Source organism: Pseudobacter ginsenosidimutans, assembly GCF_007970185.1.
Taxonomy (GTDB): Bacteria; Bacteroidota; Bacteroidia; order Chitinophagales; family Chitinophagaceae; genus Pseudobacter; species Pseudobacter ginsenosidimutans.
On sequence record NZ_CP042431.1, the window covers coordinates 691,245 to 710,781 of the forward strand.

13 protein-coding genes are annotated in these 19,537 nt (G+C 47.6%); 4 read left to right on the plus strand and 9 right to left on the minus strand.

Annotated elements, in window-relative coordinates; translation table 11 throughout:
* Positions 1–120: 120 nt before the first annotated feature.
* Together FSB84_RS02650 and FSB84_RS02655 are read right to left on the minus strand one after the other, a co-directional pair.
* Positions 121–1,032 carry a PLP-dependent cysteine synthase family protein gene (locus tag FSB84_RS02650; RefSeq protein WP_130543028.1) on the minus strand — a complete coding sequence of 304 codons (912 nt, stop codon included), beginning with the start codon at positions 1,030–1,032 and terminating at the stop codon, positions 121–123.
* Positions 1,033–1,086: 54 nt separating this feature from the next.
* Complete coding sequence (locus tag FSB84_RS02655; protein WP_130543027.1) at positions 1,087–3,498, minus strand: ABC transporter permease; 2,412 nt, start codon at positions 3,496–3,498, stop codon at positions 1,087–1,089.
* 305 nt (positions 3,499–3,803) lie between these two features.
* Between FSB84_RS02655 and FSB84_RS02660 the strand changes: the two genes are divergently transcribed.
* From FSB84_RS02660 to FSB84_RS02670, 3 genes are all read left to right on the plus strand, one after another.
* Entirely contained in the window at positions 3,804–4,415 is a 612-nt protein-coding gene (locus FSB84_RS02660) for a peptidylprolyl isomerase (RefSeq protein WP_158643757.1), read from the plus strand.
* Between the two features lie 84 nt (positions 4,416–4,499).
* Entirely contained in the window at positions 4,500–6,092 is a 1,593-nt protein-coding gene (locus FSB84_RS02665) for a hypothetical protein (protein ID WP_130543025.1), read from the plus strand.
* Positions 6,093–6,100: 8 nt separating this feature from the next.
* Positions 6,101–6,628 (plus strand): HD domain-containing protein, encoded by a 528-nt coding sequence (locus FSB84_RS02670; RefSeq protein WP_130543024.1) that lies wholly within the window; start codon positions 6,101–6,103, stop codon positions 6,626–6,628.
* 23 nt (positions 6,629–6,651) lie between these two features.
* Here the strand turns inward: FSB84_RS02670 and aceA are convergent, their stop codons facing one another.
* Both aceA and aceB read right to left on the minus strand, forming a co-directional pair.
* Positions 6,652–7,929, minus strand: coding sequence for an isocitrate lyase (gene aceA, locus FSB84_RS02675; RefSeq protein ID WP_130543023.1), 1,278 nt, complete (start codon positions 7,927–7,929; stop codon positions 6,652–6,654).
* 38 nt (positions 7,930–7,967) lie between these two features.
* Positions 7,968–9,668 (minus strand): malate synthase A, encoded by a 1,701-nt coding sequence (gene aceB / locus FSB84_RS02680; RefSeq protein ID WP_207234302.1) that lies wholly within the window; start codon positions 9,666–9,668, stop codon positions 7,968–7,970.
* Between the two features lie 101 nt (positions 9,669–9,769).
* Here aceB and FSB84_RS02685 point away from each other — a divergent pair, with 101 nt between their 5' ends.
* Positions 9,770–11,254, plus strand: coding sequence for an XRE family transcriptional regulator (locus tag FSB84_RS02685; protein WP_130543022.1), 1,485 nt, complete (start codon positions 9,770–9,772; stop codon positions 11,252–11,254).
* A gap of 9 nt (positions 11,255–11,263) precedes the next feature.
* Here the strand turns inward: FSB84_RS02685 and FSB84_RS31355 are convergent, their stop codons facing one another.
* The 5 genes from FSB84_RS31355 to FSB84_RS02705 form a co-directional block, all read right to left on the minus strand.
* Positions 11,264–11,386: a hypothetical protein gene (locus FSB84_RS31355; protein WP_262713788.1), complete on the minus strand. Its 123-nt coding sequence runs from the start codon at positions 11,384–11,386 to the stop codon at positions 11,264–11,266.
* A 9-nt stretch (positions 11,387–11,395) separates the two neighbouring features.
* The gene (locus FSB84_RS02690) at positions 11,396–11,926 is read right to left on the minus strand and encodes an STM3941 family protein (protein WP_130543021.1); all 531 of its coding nucleotides are present in this window, start codon (positions 11,924–11,926) and stop codon (positions 11,396–11,398) included.
* Between the two features lie 177 nt (positions 11,927–12,103).
* Positions 12,104–13,459, minus strand: a complete 1,356-nt coding sequence (locus tag FSB84_RS02695) for an OmpA family protein (protein ID WP_130543020.1) — start codon at positions 13,457–13,459, stop codon at positions 12,104–12,106.
* 18 nt (positions 13,460–13,477) lie between these two features.
* Positions 13,478–17,512 carry an MBG domain-containing protein gene (locus FSB84_RS02700; RefSeq protein ID WP_130543019.1) on the minus strand — a complete coding sequence of 1,345 codons (4,035 nt, stop codon included), beginning with the start codon at positions 17,510–17,512 and terminating at the stop codon, positions 13,478–13,480.
* Positions 17,513–17,761: 249 nt separating this feature from the next.
* Positions 17,762–19,519, minus strand: a complete 1,758-nt coding sequence (locus tag FSB84_RS02705) for a tetratricopeptide repeat protein (RefSeq protein ID WP_130543018.1) — start codon at positions 19,517–19,519, stop codon at positions 17,762–17,764.
* Positions 19,520–19,537 lie beyond the last annotated feature (18 nt).

Sequence of the window (19,537 nt, forward strand, 5' to 3'; positions counted from 1 at the left end):
TCGGTGATGGATATACCCAACACTTACAAAGTAGTTTTCACATTCCGGGAAAAACAGATCTTCAACAATAATATATTCTACTAGCCGAACAGGCGGCGTGTGTCACTCACCTTGAGCATTCTATCTGTACAGGTCGCCATTAAGGTATTTCAATCCGGTATCGGGGAGAATGGTCACGATCTTTTTTCCGACGCCCAGCGCCCTTGCACGTTGTAAGGCAACCCATACATTGGCGCCGCCGGTGATACCCGCACAGATACCTTCCACCCTGGTGAGTTTGCGGGCCATTTCATAGGCGTCCTCATCTGCAACTGCTACGATCTCATCTGCGAGATCGAGACGGCATATGGAAGGTACGAATCCGGCGCCGATCCCTTCCAGCCGGTGTTTGCCGGAGATCTCGCCACCGGAGAGTGCACGTACATGCAGCGGTTCTATGGCGATGCATCGTATGCCAGGCAATTCGCGCTTCATGATCTCAGCATTGCCGGAAAAACTGCCGCCTGTTCCAACACCTGTGATGAACTCTGCAATATCAGGCCCCATGGCGCGGATGATCTCAGCTGCCATTTCGTGATAGGCATTGCGATTGTCTTCATTGTTGAACTGGTCTGTCCAGAATGTATTCGGTTCTTTACTCAATTCCCTGGCCCGCTCTATCATAGAAGCGATCAGTGAAGCAGTGATACTGCCATTATGAGAAGGAAATATTTCCAGCTCAGCACCGAAGGCGCGCATGGTACGCAGTTTTTCATCCGCGAATGCATCCGATGAAACGAAATGCGCTTTGTAACCTTTCGCTGCACAGATCATCGCCAGTGAGCTGCCCGTGCTGCCTCCCGTGTACTCCACTACAGTACCGCCGGGACGCAGATCACCACGCTTTTCCGCCCCTTCGATCATCAACAGCGCCATCCTGTCTTTCATACTGCCTGTAGGATTAGCACTTTCTATTTTTACAAAAACTTCAGCCGCTCCGTGTTCCTGCAGGCGAGACAGCTTGATCAACGGCGTATTACCGATCTGTATCATGGCAAATTGTTTAATCGCGAATGCTTATTGTAATTTAATGAATTCTAACGTTCATTATTCGCTTTTCAAACTATTCACCGGATTGGCGAGTGCTGCGCGCACAGCCTGGATACTGATGGTAAGCAACGCCACCAATAGCGCTACCACTCCTGCAACAACGAATATCCACCAACTGATAGCAACACGGTAAGCAAACTGCTGAAGCCAGGTATGCATCAGCCACCAGGTGAGCGGCACCGTTAGCAGTACAGCCCAGGCAACCAGTTTGAGCAGGTCGAATGAAAGCAACGCAACTATACCGGCAACGCTGGCGCCCAATACTTTCCGGATGCCGATCTCTTTCACTCTTCTTTGTGCAGTATAGATCACAAGGCCCAGTAATCCCATGGACCCGATCACAATGGCCAGTACCGCAGCCATCGCCATGAATGCCTGTTGCTTTTCTTCCTTTTTATATTGTTGTTGAAAATCTTCATCCAGGAAAAAGTATTCCATCGGGTAGCCGCTATACACTTTATCCCAGGCTGCTTTGGCGTTTTCTATCATCCTGCCCGCTGCAATGCCTTCATACCTGACTGCAAACAGGTTCACATTGGCCATCGGGCTGAGCACAACAGCCCTGATGGATTCCTGTAGCCCATGCTGATGGTAATCTTTCAATACACCTACTACCCTTCCATCCTTACCGGAAGTAGACAATTTCTTTCCCAGTGCATTGGCCGCATTGCCCCATCCGAAATAAGCTGCAGCGGCCTCGTTGATGATGAAGGATTCTTCTTCATCAGCTTTGCTCCCCTTGAGGAAATCCCTGCCCGCACTCAATTGCAGGCCGATTGTTTTTACATAGTCCGCATCCACGGGAATGAATTCCACCGACAACGCATCTTCCTTCGATCTTCCTTCCGGATATGCGAATTGTCCATTCCATCCTGTCCGGCCCGGCACAGCATTGCAGGCGCTCACATGCTTCACGCCCGAAATACCCAGCAGCGCAGTTTTGTATACTTCTGTTCTTTCATGCCGGAGCATCCAGGGAACTTTGTTTACACTCACGAGAATGGTATTCCCCTTATCAAACCCTAATTCCCTGCTCTGCATAAATTGCATCTGTCTCCACATGATGATGGTGGCCATTATCAGTCCCGCCGAAATGATGAACTGCGTAATCACCAGTGCTTTCCTGAGCAATGCCCCGGAATTGCTTCTTCCAAAATTCCCTTTCAAAACACTGATGGGCTTGAAGCCGCTGAGCACAAGCGCCGGATAGAATCCTGCAAGAGGGATCAATATCAGTATGGTGAAGAACAGGCTTGAAAGATTTGATAATGAAATTATATCCAGCCAGGTAAATGATTTTCCTGTGAATTGATTGAACGGTTGCAGTAACAGTAAGGTAAGCAGAAGACTGATGCCTGCCGCAAACAAGCAGAGGAATGCAGCTTCAGTGAGGAATTGTAAGATCAGTTTACCCCTACTGCTGCCCAGCACTTTTTGTACGCCGATCTCTTTGGCCCGCTCAACAGATTTGGCTGTACTGAGATTGATAAAATTCAAACAGGCGATCAGCAGGATGAACAGACCAATGCCTCCAAAAAGCTTCACCATTTTGATACTGCCAACAGGACCGCCCGCAGTGGATGCATCGGAGTACAGGTAAATGTCCTGCACAGGACGCAGGCTCAGTGTGGATTTGAAGCCGGTGAACGCTACAGCTTCTTTTCCCGCTTCCAGTACCAGATTGCTGATCTTTGCCTGAGTAGCCAAAACGGAATTACTGTTTTGCAGTTTTACATAATTGTATACGTTGAGATCGAACCAGCCGGATGCGAACTCCTGTTCACAATCCAAGGGGTACATGGAACAGAAACTGGCAAAGGAACCGATCATGTCGAATTTTAGATGGGAGTTTTCCGGTAATTCGCCGAATACCCCTGTGATCCTGTACTGGACTGAATCATCCAGCACCAGCACTTTACCGAGAGCATCCACACTACCGAAATATTTTTCCTTCAGCGCTGCACTGATCACCAGGGAGAAGGGATCTTTCAGGGCTGTAGCTGCAGAACCTTCCTGCAGCGGGTAACCGAAAACGGAAAAGAAATGTTCATCGGCCAGCAATGCTTTTTCATAATAAAATGCCTGCTGATGTTTGATGATGGGCCTCCAGTTGCGGAGATACGTAAGCGATGCAATGTCAGGATAATCCGCTCTCAAATGTTTTCCCACCGGCCAACCTGCGGTGGACGTGGTTTCCGAGCCCCCATCAGGCGTGATGAGCTGGGTTTCCACCCGGCAGACGGCCGGACCATTGGCGAAACCAGCATCGAAACTGAGTTCATCCCGGGCCCAGAGACTGATCAGGAAAAAAAGGGTGATCCCCAGGATCAGACTGCTGAGACTGATCAATGTGAAACTGCGGTTCTTCCAGGTGTTCCGCCAGCTGATTCGCAGAAAGGACTTGATCATAAGAAGGTTTGGTTTAGGACAATGAAAAGATCCAACCCGTGGCTTATGGGACTGGAGCTGCCTGCCCAACCGGGCCCTGGATTAAGACGTATAAATTAATGAAATGTTACAGATTCCGGAAATCGAAGCCAGCAGGCCACGGTTAATGCCTTTTTCTTGTCTTATGACAGTTACAACCCGGTGGAACAGCGTCGATTAAAAAATTTTAACGGGGACCTGTTACCGGTATCCGGCCCGGGAAATGTAAAAAATAGTAACTTCAGACAGACGTCAATAACTCAATGAAAAAGACTAAAAATCAGTGTATGAAAAATTGCCTTTCGGCCTTATTGCTGTTCATTTCGGCATCGGTATTTGCACAGGAGACGGTGGTAGAGAAATTCCAGAAGATCGTTACCGTTCAGCAGGCGCAACAGTATATTGATGCCAATCCACAACTCAAACCGGCCCTTCTTAAACTGTCTGCCGGAAAAGATACCACCCTGATCGATAAAAGATTGCTTCGCCAGAAACAAGGCGATATCTTCTCCGTTGGATATGTAACCTACAAAGTGCTGGAAGCAAAAGAATCCATTCAGTTCCGCGCCAGCTATATCTTCCTTGACGGCGGTTCCCTCACTCCTTCTGAAATTGAATCCCTGAAGAAAGAGATCATGCAGAAGATCAATGCAGGTGAATCATGGAACGCCCTCTCTGATAAATACACTATGGACGGCAACAAAACCAAGGGCGATACCGACTGGTTCTTTGGTGAATACAGTTTCCCCAAAGAATTCCAGGATGCTGTTCAGAAACATAATAAAGGTGATGTATTCTTTCTCGATGTAGCTGATAAAGACTGGCACTATATCATCAAAAAGACTTACGACGATGATGTAAAAAAAGACATTACCGTTCTGCGCGCCAATGGCCGCTAAATAGCCGGTGAATATTCGGTGAAGAGATGGCATGATTTCCGATCATGCCATCTCTTTTTTTTAACTTACACAAAACCGATCTACATGAGAATGCTATCCCTTATCCTGGCTGGCAGCCTGTACTTCATCGCCGCAAAGTCTCAGACCAATACTGCTGCCTGGCAGGCAGATCTTCGCTTACTTCAGCAAACCATTCACAGGGATTACCCCTTCCTTTTTAAGAATATCAGCGCCGGCGCTTTTGATTCAGCCGCCGATAAACTCTACCAGGCCATGCCCCGCATGCAGGAACACGAATGCCTTGCAGGTCTCACACGCATGGTGGCCAGTATCAAATATGGCCATACGGCCTTGCCGTGGCGCGATTCCAAACTGAAATTCCATATGACGCCCATCAATTTTTACTGGTTCGCAGATGGATTGTATGTGGAAGGCGCCACCAGGGAAAATGCGGATCTTCCCGGAGCCAGGATACTGAAAGTGGAAGGCATTCCCATTGCAACCGTTCTTGAAGCCATCAAATTACTGGTCCCCTCCGAGAACAATCAGTTCTTCAAAGCCAGGGGCCTGGATTATCTCGGCATACCCGAAGCCCTGCACGCACAGGGAATTACCCAATCACTGAAGAACAGCATCAATTATACTTTTGAAAAAAATGGAAAGACATTCGATAAAACGATACCTGCGCGCGAAGCCTTCCAGATCCCCCGTTTCTATGGCTTCACCAAACCGGGAAAGGGTTGGCTAACGGCCAGGGATACCAGCAATACTCCTTCATGGCTCAGGCATCAGGACCGGATCTATTATTACGAATATTTTCCCGACAGCAAAACAGTATACGTCCGGCATAGCCAGATACAGGACGAACCAGGAAATCCCATTTCCGTTTTCTACAAAGAATTATATGGATTCATCGAAAAGAACGATGTGGAAAGACTGGTGCTTGACCTCCGGCTCAACGGCGGTGGTAACAATTATCTCAATAAACCCATCATCACAGGTTTGATCGAAACGAAAAAGATCAACAAGCCGGGAAAATTCTTTGTCATCATCGGAAGAAGAACTTTCTCCGCCTGTCAGAACCTGGTGAATGAATTCTCCAATTACACCAATGCCGTGTTTGTGGGTGAGCCCGGTTCGGAAAATATCAATTTCTACGGAGATAATAACCGCATCACACTACCCAACACACAAACCACCGTATTATTGTCATTCGCCTGGTGGCAGGATAAACCCCAATGGGAGAACGCTCCCTGGCTGGCACCTACCATTGCAGCCGACATGAGCTTTTCCGATTATCAACGAAACAATGATCCTGTACTCGAAGCCTGTCTTGCACATAATGAACGCAATACCATAACAGATCCGATGGAAAAACTAAAACGTTTGTTCATGACCGGTAAAATGAATGAGGTGGAATCAGAGGCAAAGAAAATGGCGCAGGACCCATCTTTTCGTTATATCGATTTTGAAGGAAACTTTATAGATGCCGGCCGCATGTTCATCAACAGGAAACAACCTGAAGTTGCCATCCGGATCCTGGAAATGAATACAAGGATCTTCCCTGCCTCCATCCGCTCCTGGCAAGGATTGGCAGAAGCTTACCTTACAGCCGGTGAAAAAGACAAAGCCCTGCGGGCTTACCAGAAAATAAAAGAATTGAAAACAGGAAACTGATACGATCTATGGATGCCATCAGCACAGCAGAGAATTTGTTATTGCCTTTCAGATCCGCGCTGGGAGCAGATTATGAAAAATACAGGAACCACGTGCTCCGTGTTTTCCTGAACTGCATGATACTTGATCATGTCCCGGCCAACCAGGAACGCTACGCCATTGCAGCCGTTTATCATGATATCGGTATCTGGACGGACCACACCTTCGACTACCTGCAACCCTCTATCAGACAGGTCGAAAAATATCTTTCAGAAAATGGAAAACAGGAACTCATTCCGGAGATCAGTGCAATGATCTACTGGCATCATAAGATCAAACCCTATCAGGGAGAGCATGAGCAAACAGTGGAAGTTTTCCGTAAAGCTGACTGGATAGACGTTTCACTGGGCCTGCTTTCATATGGAGGCGATAAGAAAACGATGGCATCGTACAGAAGCCAGTTTCCCAATCGCGGCTTCCATTTCTTTCTGGTGAAACAGGCTTTTAAGAATTTTCTGAAACACCCGTTGAACCCGATCCCGGTTTTCAAAAAATGAGCAGGCTGTAGCAATGGTTCCTCTTAATGGAACTGCGCCGCTTCTGTGCTATCAGCCATTGCAACAGTGGAAGCCTTGCCCTGCTGGATCACATTCTGCACAGCATCGAAATAACCTGTTCCCACAAAGCTCTGGTGCTTCACCGCTTTGAAACCATCATCCTGCAAGGCAAACTCCCGTTGCTGTAATTGAGAGAAGCCCGCCATTCCTGATTCCTTGTATGCTTTCGATAATTCGAACATCGACGTATTCAATGCATGGAAGCCAGCCAGCGTAATGAACTGGAAACGGTATCCCAATGCAGCCAGGTCTTCGCGGAAGGTTCGCATTTCAGACTCACTGAGATGCTTAGCCCAGTTGAAAGATGGGGAGCAGTTGTAAGCCAGCAGCTTTCCGGGGAATTGCGCATGAATGGCTTCAGCAAATACACGTGCCATTTCGAGGTCGGGATGCGAGGTTTCCATCCACAGCATATCTGCGTATGGCGCATAAGCCAAACCGCGGGCAATGCAGTTGTCGATCCCATTCCTGATAAAGTAGAATCCTTCATTAGTCCTTTGACCCGTAGTGAACGGCAGGTCACGGGGATCCACATCCGAAGTAAGCAGGTTGGCCGCCTCCGCATCTGTTCTGGCAATGATGAGCGTTTCAGTTCCCATCACATCGGCAGCCAGGCGGGCAGATACGAGTTTGTGGATTGCTTCCTGCGTAGGTACCAGTACTTTTCCTCCGAGGTGACCGCATTTTTTGGCGCTGCTGAGTTGATCTTCAAAATGCACTGCGGCAGCGCCGGCTTCGATCATGGCCTTCATCAGTTCAAAGGCATTCAGGTTCCCGCCGAAACCTGCTTCTGCATCAGCAATGATGGGGCGCATCCAATCCCGCGAATCCGTTCCATTCACAGAATCGATCTGCTCACAGCGCAGCAGTGCATTGTTGATCTTCTTCACCACTTCCGGAACAGAGTTCGCAGGATAGAGTGATTGATCAGGATACATCGCGCCGGCCATATTCGCATCGGCTGCCACCTGCCAGCCACTTAAGTAGATGGCATCCAGTCCCGCAGTCACTTCCTGCACAGCCTGGTTGCCGGTCATAGCCCCCAGGGCCGAAACCACCGGCTGCTCCTGCAAGAGCCGCCATAATTTTCCGGCGCCATTACTGGCAAGTGTATACGCTATTTCCACTTTTCCACGAAGCTTCAATACATCCTCCGGCGTATACGGACGGACAATACCTTTCCATCGGCTGTTGTGCTCCCAATCCCGGGACATCAACAGCGCTTTCTCTGTTGCACTCATACTTGTTTATTTTGACGGTGATTGGATCAGTGAAACATTCAGGCGGTTTTCATTTCCTCCTCAGGAATTGTCAGGGGATTTACGGATATGATCTCTTCGGTACATTGTTTCCTTTCTGCGTTGCTCAGTATCGATTGATAAGCCTGGGTGGTAAGGAATTCCTCAAAAGCAGGCTGCACTACCAACCTGTTGAAAATGCAAATGGCTTCCACATATTTTCCTTTCTGGTATCCTTCTGACCCAACACTTGATTGTATGGATTCGATCTCATCATCCCGCAGATCTTCATACAACTGCTGATCAAAGATCCTTCCATCACTCAGCTTCGCTTTGCTGTTCAGCCACTGCCATAACTGGGTGCGCGAGATCTCTGCGGTAGCTGCATCTTCCATCAGGTGATGGATAGCAGCAGCGCCATTTCCCCGAAGCCAGCTTTCCAGGTAGAGTATGCCTACATTGATATTGGCGCGGATACCCGTTTCCGTTATGTTGCCTGTAGGTAACTGCAACAACTCTGCTTCAGTGCAGGAAAAATCTTCCCGCTTGCGGTACAATTGATTCCTCTCCGGCATATACTCATCGAATATTTCCATGGCGGTGGCCACCAGCCCGGGATGCGCTACCCAGGTGCCGTCGTGCCCGTCCTTTACTTCGCGTATCTTATCCGCTTTCACTTTTTCGATGGCTGTCCGATTGGCTTCCGGATTGTTCTTTACCGGGATCTGCGCCGCCATGCCTCCGATGGCATGAGCGCCGCGCTCATGGCAGGTTTTGATCACCAACTGCGTATAGGCGCGCATGAATGGAACAGTCATGGTCACCTGTGAGCGGTCTGGGAACACATAACCCTGGATATTCCGGAACTTTTTGATAAATGAAAAAATGTAATCCCAGCGGCCGCAATTCATACCGGCAGAATGATGCCGGAGCTCATGCAGGATCTCGTGCAGTTGAAAGGAAGCCAGGATGGTTTCCACCAGTACAGTGGCTTTGATGGTTCCCTGGGGAATTCCACAATAGTCCTGCGCAAAAACAAACACATCATTCCATAGCCTGGCTTCTTTATAATGTTCCAGTTTTGGTAAATAGAAATATGGACCGCTGCCTTTGCTGATCAGCTTTCTGGCATTTCGGATAAAGAACAGTCCGAAATCCACGAGACTTGCACTGGCTGGCTCTCCATCGATGAGGATATGCTTTTCTTCCAGGTGCCATCCTCTCGGGCGAACCATGAGTGTAGCTGTATGCTCATTTAGCGCATATTCCTTTCCGTTATCGGGAGCAACAAAACGGATACTGCCGTCAATGGCATCGGTGAGATTGATCTGCCCTTCGATGATATTCCTCCAGTTAGGCGCATTGCTGTCTTCAAAATCAGCCATGAACACTTTAGCGCCTGAGTTCAGCGCATTGATGATCATCTTACGGTCTACCGGGCCGGTAATTTCCACGCGCCTGTCCTGCAGATCATCCGGAACGGGATCCACAGTCCATTTGCCTTCCCTGATGGACTTTGTTTCGGCCAGGAAACCAGGTTTCCAGCCCTGATCAATACGTTGCTGATTTTGCTCTCTTTCCAGGAGGAGGACTTTTCTCCGGTGGTTGAAACTGCGTTGTAATGCTACGAGGAAGCGCAGGGCTTCATCATTGAGTACATGTTCGTAACCGGGGTGCAGAGGGCCGGTGATCCGGAGCATGCTGTCAGGCAGATGCCCCATTTTGTTCGGGATGGTTGCCATAACGTAGAATTTACTCTAAAAATAGAAAATTCTTTCGAAAGCGAAAATTTCGCTGAATTATTTTTTTTCGGCAAAATTGGGTTTTTAGTTATTTTGGGCTCATGATATCTGAAAACGACAGCATAAGGCTGATCTTCGGTTTGAAAGTGCGTTCCCTCCGTCAGGAAAAGGGATTGTCATTTCAGCAACTGGCAGATAAAGCCGGGCTTTCCCTTTCCTATGTACACGATATCGAAACCGGAAAAAAATTCCCCAAGGCAGATAAGATCATTGCCCTTGCCAAAACCCTGGGCGTGGATTACGATTACCTCGTTTCCTTGAGAGGCAATAAAAAGCTGCAACCGATCATCGATCTTATCAACTCGGATTTCATCAATGCCATACCCTGGGAACATTTCGGCCTCTCGCCGGCATCATTGCTGGAATTATTTTCCAATACGCCAGACAAGGTTACGGCCTTCATCAGCACCCTCCTGAAAATTGCAAGAAGCTATCAACTGAGCCGCGAAAGCTTTTACCAGTCCGCATTACGCTCGTACCAGGATCTGCACGACAACTATTTTGAAGACATTGAAGAGGCAGTGGGCAGGTTCAGGGAACAATACAAGATGCAGGACCAGGTGCCTGTTGACGGCTCGCGGCTTGAAGCCATTCTCCTCGGCATGAATGTAAAAGTGAACAGGAAGAAAATGGCCGGCAACGATGCGCTCAATTCGGTTCGATCATACTATTCAGCCAATAACAATACGCTCTTCCTCAATAAAGGGTTGAGCCGAGCCCAGGAAAACTTTCTCCTGTCGCGGGAAGCAGGCTTTCAATTCCTGCAGTTCACAGAAAGGCCTTTTGAAACGGTGAGCCGCCATAGTGAATCTTTCGAGATCATGCTCAATAATTTCAAAGCTTCCTATTTCGCCGTGGCGCTCCTGATGCCGGAGGAACATTTTATTGATGATGTGAAACGGGTGATCAGTCAGCCAAAATGGAGCCCTAAATCCTGGCTGGACCTATTGAACAGCTATGATGTAACACCGGAAATGATGATGCAGCGGCTAACGAATATCCTTCCACGCCATTTCAGCATCGGCAATCTTTTCTTCCTGAGAGTGAATGGGTCCATGGATTCCGATCATTTCGAGATCACGAAAGAATTGCATCTATCCCAACTGCACAATCCCTATGCGAATGCATTGAATGAACAATACTGTCGCAGGTGGATCAGTATCAAAAGCATCAAACATATCGCGGAACTATTGAGGTCAAAGAAACTTCGTGCACCACTGGTTGAAGCACAGATCTCGGAATACTGGCAGACGCATAACAAATACCTCTGTATTTCCATTGCCAAACCGGTGGCAACCAACAGCAATGAACTGGTGAGCGTAACGCTGGGATTGCTGATAGATCAGAATCTACTTAGGACCATGCCATCTCTGAATGATCCGCTCATTCCTTCCTGGCTGGTGCATACCACCTGCGAAAGATGTGGGATAATGGATTGTAAGGAAAGAGCGGCTGCACCGGATATCATTACAAAAGCTGAAAAAGAAAAAAAGAAGAATAACGCACTGCGGATGCTGGATCAATGATATTCATTTTTAGCATCTTTTCCTGATCACCTGCAACAATCTTTCCTGGAAATCGGACAGCAATTGCCCGCCCCAGAATGCACCGTATACTGCCAGCAGAATCCCTCCATAGCACGTGAAAAAAATTTTCATGACAGAGGTTTAGGCTTTATTCCTTTCTTCCAGCAAATTCAGCAACTCAGGCAACTTACAATTCAACGTATTGGTAGAAATGGCAATCGGAGAACCGTAACTTCTCAGATTGTACTGCATTCCTTTTTTCTTCAAGATACTTTTCTGGTTTTCGATATAGAATTCCGGATTCTTCACAGCAATCACGAGGAATTGCTGTTTCATTACTTTTTCAATGGAAAAATTTTCGATATCCGTCCATGGGATGAAACCCGCTGCCAGCCCACCGGAATTATCGATGATCCCATTCTCATCTATGACCAGTCCTGGTTTCCTGTCCCACAGCTTGAACAGGTACATCACACCCAGGAAGCCGAAAAAGACGATCCCGGTAGCGGCAATACTATATTTGATCATGGGACTGGATAATAAGCCCCTGCCGGATGATGAATCTGTTGTGAGCATCCAGATGGAAGCAGCTACAAATATCACAGAGCCGGCAAAGCCTTTGATAAGCTTTCCTTTACTCAGGGGGATCTCTACAATTTTGTTCGGATTCATGATCAGGAAAAATAGACAAAACTTATGGAAGAAGGAAACCCCGGCAGCGGAAAACCCTATGAGCTCATTACATTACAATGCTGATACTCAAAAAAAATAAAAGGGATCACGATAGATCCCTTTATTCGCAGATGAGTGAATACCTGTAAAGGTTATTCTTACATGAGACAATAACAGTTACAATATTATCAAAACAACACGCCTGTTCTTTTTCCTGTTGGCTTCTGAATTGTTGGGCGCCACCGGCTGCAGATGCGCTCTGGATGTAGTTTGCAGGCTACCGGCGTCTACGCCTTCCGCTTTCAGTGCAGCAGCCACGGCATTGGCGCGCCCGAGTCCGATCCGCTTATTCACGGCGTCGGTCCCGATATTGCAGGTATGCCCTTCAATATTTACAATCAGCTCAGGGTGTTTCTTCAAAATTTCAGCAATGGCAATAACATGTTGCTTTGCGGAAGCAGATAAAGTAGTATCCCCTACTTTGCCGAACAGGAAAGGACTGCCCAATAACTTCATTTCATCGTCAGTGAGGCTATCTGCGTGAACCTCCGATACAACAACTGATTCTATCACTACGGGTTCAACCGGAACAGGAGTTACTACTACTGGCGTATCTATCACCAGAGCAGGTGGAGGGGGTGGTGGAGGAGCCGGTGGCGGTTCAATTTTCTTTTTCGTTTTACCGGAACCGAAGCCGATCCTCAACTTAATGCCATAGGCCATCAGCCTGGCATTACCGGTTTCATTCTTTAATGAAAAAACGCCGGCAGCTTTACTTTGTGCCAGACCTTCAGGTTGATAATTGAGTAAGCTCCCTTCTCCTTCTGATTTTTTGATATTGTTCAATCCGTAATCAACATAGAAACCTGCATACAGGTTATTGTTGGCTGCAATACGGAAACGCCATCCCAGTTCGGCTGCGGCTGACCAACTCAAATTGAAGTCGTACTCTCCTTTTCCTTTCCACCCATTCTGCGTACCGAAACCATGAACGGGCAGCTCAGTTATCTCCAGGTTGTAATCGGGATAATAACCTGTTGCGGATATCTGGTCAGCGCTGGTTGAATAACTGTTGCTTACGGGTAAGCCTAGTTGCACACCAAGCTGGGCATACAGCCCATTTTTATTGAATTCCGGATGGAGTTGCAACATCACCGGGATCTTCAGGGCCCAGAACTTTTGCTCTTCACGATAACCGTTTGCTTTTACACGATATTCAAAAGCGCTGTTCTCACTATCGATCTCATAACTGGTGAACTGTGTACCGGGATCAAGGCTCACCTTCGACTGGTATAATCCCAATTCTACTCCTGTTCTTATGCCCCATCTCCTGCCGATGCTTCGCATATATCCAAAGCCCAGTTGGAATCCGGGTTTCAGGGATACATCACCATGTTTCATGGAATAGTTGATCCCTTGCAAGCCACCGCCGGCAGCGATACTGAATTCCTGTTTTTGCGCGCTTGCAGAAACAGCCATTACCATTAAACAGCCTGCTGCAAACAAATTCTTACGGATCGATTTTCTTTTCATAACCGGATGATTAACGGATTACGGTTTTACGAGCACGTTAGTGGAATATGTTGCGCCGGATGCCAGCCTTAACTTAACAACGTATATTCCTGCAAAAGCCGGCATACTGATGGTTGTATTGGGCGTTACATTCTGAATCAAACCAACTTCGGTTCCCTGGATATTGATCAGGCTGATCAGTGCCCCGGTCAATTCAGCCTGTGTGAAACTGATCTTTGCCGTTACCTGCTGGCCGGTCCTTACCGGATTGGGTACAACAGTGATGGGATGTATGGTAGTACCCGGACTGATAGTAACCGGGCAGGTAGGCAATGCAATGCCTGCAGCGTTTGTTGCAGTGGCATAATAATCTCCGTTCAGTTTTCCACTTTCGTAGAAGTATTGACCGGTTGCATTGCTCACAGGCTGATCATTCCTGTACCATTGCCAGGCATTGTATTGCCTGCTGCTGTTATCGAAGAACAACACATCGTCCCAATGTTTTTTGATCAGGTAGGCAGGCAACCTGGAAGTAAGATCAAGTTGTACATTGGCAGCAGGGAGATAGTTCACATCGCCGCTCTGGATAGCTGTGATGGTGGCAAGACCCGGCGAGAGGAACGTCAGCTGATTTCCATTCACAGTTGCTACAACAGCATTGGAAGACTGATAGGTCACTGGCAAACCGCTATTGCTGCTGGCATTGAGAGCAAGTGTGGTAGCGCCATTACAATCGGATACGAGGGCCTGGGCCCAGTTGATTTGTTGCGTAGCCTGGTTGATCGTGAACTGTGCGCCTGTAAAAGCAATGGAATAATTCTGGTGATCCAGGCTTCCTGCCAAAATAGGATATACTCCGGCCTGTTCCCCTGCCGTACGGGACAGGGATCCGTTCAATACATCATTATTGATCAGGGCCGGAGTAATAGTGTAGGGCAATACAGGATCTGCATCACCATATGTTTTGGATGCATTCACTGCAGAAACGGCAATATTCTTTCTATCGATCACAAAATCATTGCCTGTGAACTGAAGGGTATAATTGTTGCTCAAAGCAAGGCTACCCTGTTGAATGGCATATGTGCCGGCATTTACTCCGGGCTCACGCGTCAATGAGCCTGTAAATGCATCGCCGGTAACAAGTGCCGGAGTAATATCATAAGTTAATGGCGGATCAGGATCGCCATAGGTTATACTTTTTGCTTCGGCATTGACTGCAATTCCTTTCGGTGTGATGGTGAATTCGGCGCCTGTAAAATTCAGAGCGTAATTGTCACTCAGCGATAAATTACCCTGACCGATATCATAGACGCCCACATCTGCGCCGGCTTCACGGCTAAGGCTACCCGTAATCCCATCTCCTGGTACCAGTGCCGGTGCAACAATGAAACTGAGCTCCGGATCAGTTTCTCCATATATTTTTGTTTTGTCCTCTGCTGTAATGTTTACAGGTTTCGGATCTACGGTCAATTGAAAATTCACAGGCTTTGCCGGATCATATTCAGCATTGCCCGCCTGGGTAACCTGAACGGTGGTTACTCCTTTTTTCCTTGCTGCGAGTTTGTTCATTCCATCGATGTCTAAATATAATTCTGCGATCGTATTATCAGCCGGAGCATAAGAAACGGGCAGTGGTGCAGTATTGGTGGCTGGAGCGATACCCGCAATACCATACACCACGGTCACATCGGAAGCAGCGATATGCTGCTGCTTCATTTGCCGCTCATGAGCGCCCAGATCGATGATCTTATCAAAATTCCTGATCTTCCTGTATTGGTCTATATCGTAGATCAGGCTATTGTTTCCAGGTTCTTCATCTGCTGCTTCATAGGCAGCATTATCTCCTGCATTGATGGCGGGACTACCGGCCAGCAATCCGAAATCTCCATTATTATTGACGAACCCGGGATCTGCATTCATCTGGTCTACACTTGCGTTATTCGCATAAATGACAGTGCCACCAAGCAGACTTTGGATAATATTCCGGTTAAGGGTAATTGTTCCTCCATTACTTACCTGCAACGAGCCACCACCCCACATAATATTATTGCTGAACCAGGATTGTGTACCGGGCATTGTTGAAATTGATTTTTCCATTCCCGGAATAATAGAAGAGTTTGCTACAAATGTGCAATTGGTGAGCCTTAACTCGCCTGCGCTCCGTATGGCCCCTCCCGTTGTATTGCAGTTATTACCAGAGAATACACAGTTCCATGCGTTCAATTTGCCCAGGTTGTTGATAGCCCCGCCCTCCACTCCATAATTTCCTGTAAACCTGCAATAGGTAAGTTGCAGATCGGCGCTGCTTTGAATAGCACCTCCATTGGCAAATTCATGGGAGCTGTTTCCATTCCGGAACCAGCAGCCTTCAAATCTTACCCTATATGTAGTAGTGATCTCAAACAGTTTCTTTCCACCCGCCGGTTCGAATATGGTAGGGTTAATGATCCAGTTTTGCTCATTGGTCTGCGGATCATAACTGCCACGAATAACCGCTGGCCTGCTCAAGACCTGCGGATCTATAGGGTAGGTCCCGCCTGCAAGACGTACTTCCATGATACCCGGACATAAGTTCAGTGTCATTACTCCAAGCGACAATGAATTCAACGCCTTATCCCAGGAGCTGCCCATATCTATTCCTGCGTAAGTACTGGAAGGATTGATATACAGAATGCCATTGGCATCAGGTTTGATCATGGACAAATCGATCTGTAAGATCTCATTGGCGCCGATATCTATGGCGCATCCCATAATTCGCTTCTGTCCATAAAAATCAACTGCGGGATAATCATATCCGAGATAAGCATCCGCGTTACCAATATCCTTACATAAGCTCGGGGCCATTAAAACAAAGTTGCCGGCTTCCGGATTGAAGAAAAGCGGCAGATAAAATCCATTATTGGCAATATTGGGAGCCAGGTTATAATGGGAATGAGCAAACCCTCCTCCTTCCACACTATTGTTTTGAATGATCAGGCCAACACCTAATTGGGAAGCAGCCCCGGCTGTATAGAGAGACCAGCCATTGATACCCAGATTGGCACTGAAGATATTGTTGTAGATATATCCGTTCACTTCACCAGCTCCGCGATAATTGTACTCCACTGCTCCACCCAGGCCGGGGGCTGCAACAGTCAGGTAAGCTTCATTTGCATAAAAGGTATTATTGATCAGTTTGAGTTTATTGGAAGCATATACAGCGCCGCCTGAAGTACATTTGTTTTTGTCGAGAATGCTGCCCACTATCTCCAACTGGTTTTCCGAACAGATGGCGCCACCTTTGGTATAGTTGGTAGAAAATTGACCTGTGGCAAAATCAAGATAGTTGCCGTTGAACCGCGTCCCGTGCACTTTTACAGTTCCTGTGACGGTGCTGTACACGGCACCGCCTTTATAACGGGAAGAGTTAAGGGAGAACTCGCAAGACTTTATGGAAAGGCTTCCGGTATTGTAGATGGCACCTGCCGTCTGCCAGCTCCGGTTCTGTAAAAAAACAGTATTGTCGATACTCAGGGACCCGCCTTCATTGTAAATAGCGCCTCCATTACTGAAGTCTGCAAAATTGGTTTCAACCAGTTTATTGCCTGTGAAGCGGCAATTAGAAATAATCACATTCCCTTTTGTGTACAGGCCTGCGCCCCTGTCTGTATCATAACCGTTGATGAATTCCAATTGCTGCAGACTCACGTTACACCCCTGCTGGATCTGCATGATCCTGTGACTGCCCTCACCGTCGAGTATAGTGGGATTAATTAATCTATCCTGTGTATCCGTATGCTTATTCCAGGAACCGCTGATAATATAACTCCTGGTCAGGATCAGCTCCGGGCCGGTGAAGGTTCCGCCCACCACCCTGATCTCCGTAACGGAAATGGTTGCGTTGGCTCTGGCTACGGCCGCCTGGAGGCTTTTAATGGCATCTACCCAGCTACTACCGGTATTGTTGCCCATAGCTGTGGGATTCACATATAATATAGCCGACTGTGCTATACCGGTAGTAAGGAATAAGGCAAGGATCAGAATGATCAATCTGAACCGTGATACGGCTGAGGGAGGGGTTATCGTATTTTCCATGAGATGGATTGAAGTTTTCAAAAGGAGGTTTCATCGATGACTTTTATCCGCTCTCCGAAATAATGCCATACCAGCAACATCAGCCCGATGGTAACGATGAGGCAGATGAGATAAATAAGCCAGGGATGAACCTTTGGTTTCGACACTATGCAAACCTATCAGGAGATGTTCCGTTTTACAAGGAACAGGGGCGGGCAATAGCGGATTTGAAGGCGGACAAATCCGGACAAACCTGTCCGCGGACAGTTGTTAATTATTGGAAGACAATAGATTGTATAGATATTCTTCAACGGTGACCGGATCCTCCAATTGCAGACGTTGCTTGAGCCTGCGCTTGCTTCTCAGTACTGAATCTTTACTGATGCCAAGGCTGCTTGCAATCTCATAGGTGTTGAGTTGAAGAAAGATGAGGGTGGCCAGCCGCTCTTCTGCCGGTGTGATCTGTGTAATTTTCTGGCGGATGATATTGAGAAAATCAGGATAGGCTTTCGCGAATTCCAGTTTGAATTTCTCCCATTCGGTATCTGTAAGCAATGTGTATTGCTGGAGGTTCAGGGCCACTGCCTGCTGATGCTGTTGCTGGTCCTGTTCATTGATCTGTGCTTCGAGACTGGCAATCAAATTATTTTTCTCAACGATATGATGTTTGAAATCACGGATCTGTTCCCTTGCGTTCCTGATCTCCAGCTCGGCTTCTTTCTGTTTTTGCGTTGCTGCCTGCCACACGAGCTTTTGTTTGAGGCGTCTTCTGTTGTACAGCAGTATCACAATCAGCGCCAGGCAGGCGATGCCTACCATGATCCCATTCCTGGTGGTTTTCTCTTTTTGCAATGCAGCCTGCGCCCTGTTAAAGGAAGATTCCAGTTCATCAAAACTGATCCTGGCTTTCAGGTTCGAGAGATGTTGCTGGCTCATGCTAACAGCCAGTGAATCCTTGTACTGATGATAAAGATCATAATAATGCCAGGCACTGTCTGTTAGTCCTTTCAGCCTGAAGATACCGGCAATTCCTTCAGAGGCCTGGATGGCATAATCTGCGGAACCAGCTTCCCTGCTATAAAAGTATGCCTTACGCCAATGGTTCAGCGCTGCATCATGCTGGTTGCAGTGATGTTCGATATTCCCGAGAAAATTATGCGCCATGGAAATGTTCAGTGCGTCACCGCTGGCAATACTGCTGGCGAGATAAGATTCGATCAGTGGCCTGGCCTCATCGTATCTGCCCTTCAGGATCAGGATATGCCCCAGGTTGCCTTCACCGATCCCGAGCCACAGTGCCTGCTTCACAGGATTGTCAGGGATAGCGCCGGGCACATAGTCCAGCATTTTTTTGTAATAGTAAGTTGCGCTATCGTACTGCCCCAGCTTTTTATAACAGGCGCCGAGAATATCCAGCTGGAAAACATATACTAACGGATCATAGTGATCGAAGTCAGTGATCTTTATTTGCAGGAATTCCAATCCGTAGCGGATGCTCTGGCGATAATCCTGGTTCAGGTACAGGGCACGGCTGAGATCGAACACCCTTGTATATACGAAGTAAAAGCGCTGCAGCCCGATCTTTTTCTGCAGTTCATATGCTTTGAGATTATATAGCAGGTAATTTTCCGGCCCGCTTATACCTGCATACACGCTGTAGATTTCGGCAGAGAGCTGATCATCTCCCAGGTCCAGCGCCAGGCGGATTGCTTTCTGCATCCGGTTGAGATAAACCTGGTCAATCGGATAACCGAACTCCAGTGCACCGAGGGTCTGGTACAATATGAAGCGGGCCTCCAGTCTTTTGGAAGGATTATCCCTGATGTACTGCTGAAGCTGACGGGTAATCCCAAGATAAAAAGCGGTATCTTTTTTCCTGTGCTGTATATCATAGAATCCTTGTGCAAGGCGGCTTTGCGAAGTATCAGTTACTTCCCATGCGCTGATAAAAGGCTGTATCATTTCAGATTGCGCCTTCAGCAGGGGGCTGGCCGCCAACAGGAGAATAAGAATAAAATTCGGCTTCATCTACAGGTTAGGTAGGCT

Coding starts and splice junctions, on each gene's coding strand:
- FSB84_RS02650 (WP_130543028.1), bottom strand. CDS start 1,032: ATGATACAGATCGGTAATACGCCGTTGATCAAGCTGTCTCGCCTGCAG.
- FSB84_RS02655 (WP_130543027.1), bottom strand. CDS start 3,498: ATGATCAAGTCCTTTCTGCGAATCAGCTGGCGGAACACCTGGAAGAAC.
- FSB84_RS02660 (WP_158643757.1), top strand. CDS start 3,804: ATGAAAAATTGCCTTTCGGCCTTATTGCTGTTCATTTCGGCATCGGTA.
- FSB84_RS02665 (WP_130543025.1), top strand. CDS start 4,500: ATGAGAATGCTATCCCTTATCCTGGCTGGCAGCCTGTACTTCATCGCC.
- FSB84_RS02670 (WP_130543024.1), top strand. CDS start 6,101: ATGGATGCCATCAGCACAGCAGAGAATTTGTTATTGCCTTTCAGATCC.
- aceA (WP_130543023.1), bottom strand. CDS start 7,929: ATGAGTGCAACAGAGAAAGCGCTGTTGATGTCCCGGGATTGGGAGCAC.
- aceB (WP_207234302.1), bottom strand. CDS start 9,668: ATGGCAACCATCCCGAACAAAATGGGGCATCTGCCTGACAGCATGCTC.
- FSB84_RS02685 (WP_130543022.1), top strand. CDS start 9,770: ATGATATCTGAAAACGACAGCATAAGGCTGATCTTCGGTTTGAAAGTG.
- FSB84_RS31355 (WP_262713788.1), bottom strand. CDS start 11,386: ATGAAAATTTTTTTCACGTGCTATGGAGGGATTCTGCTGGCAGTATAC.
- FSB84_RS02690 (WP_130543021.1), bottom strand. CDS start 11,926: ATGAATCCGAACAAAATTGTAGAGATCCCCCTGAGTAAAGGAAAGCTT.
- FSB84_RS02695 (WP_130543020.1), bottom strand. CDS start 13,459: ATGAAAAGAAAATCGATCCGTAAGAATTTGTTTGCAGCAGGCTGTTTA.
- FSB84_RS02700 (WP_130543019.1), bottom strand. CDS start 17,512: ATGGAAAATACGATAACCCCTCCCTCAGCCGTATCACGGTTCAGATTG.
- FSB84_RS02705 (WP_130543018.1), bottom strand. CDS start 19,519: ATGAAGCCGAATTTTATTCTTATTCTCCTGTTGGCGGCCAGCCCCCTG.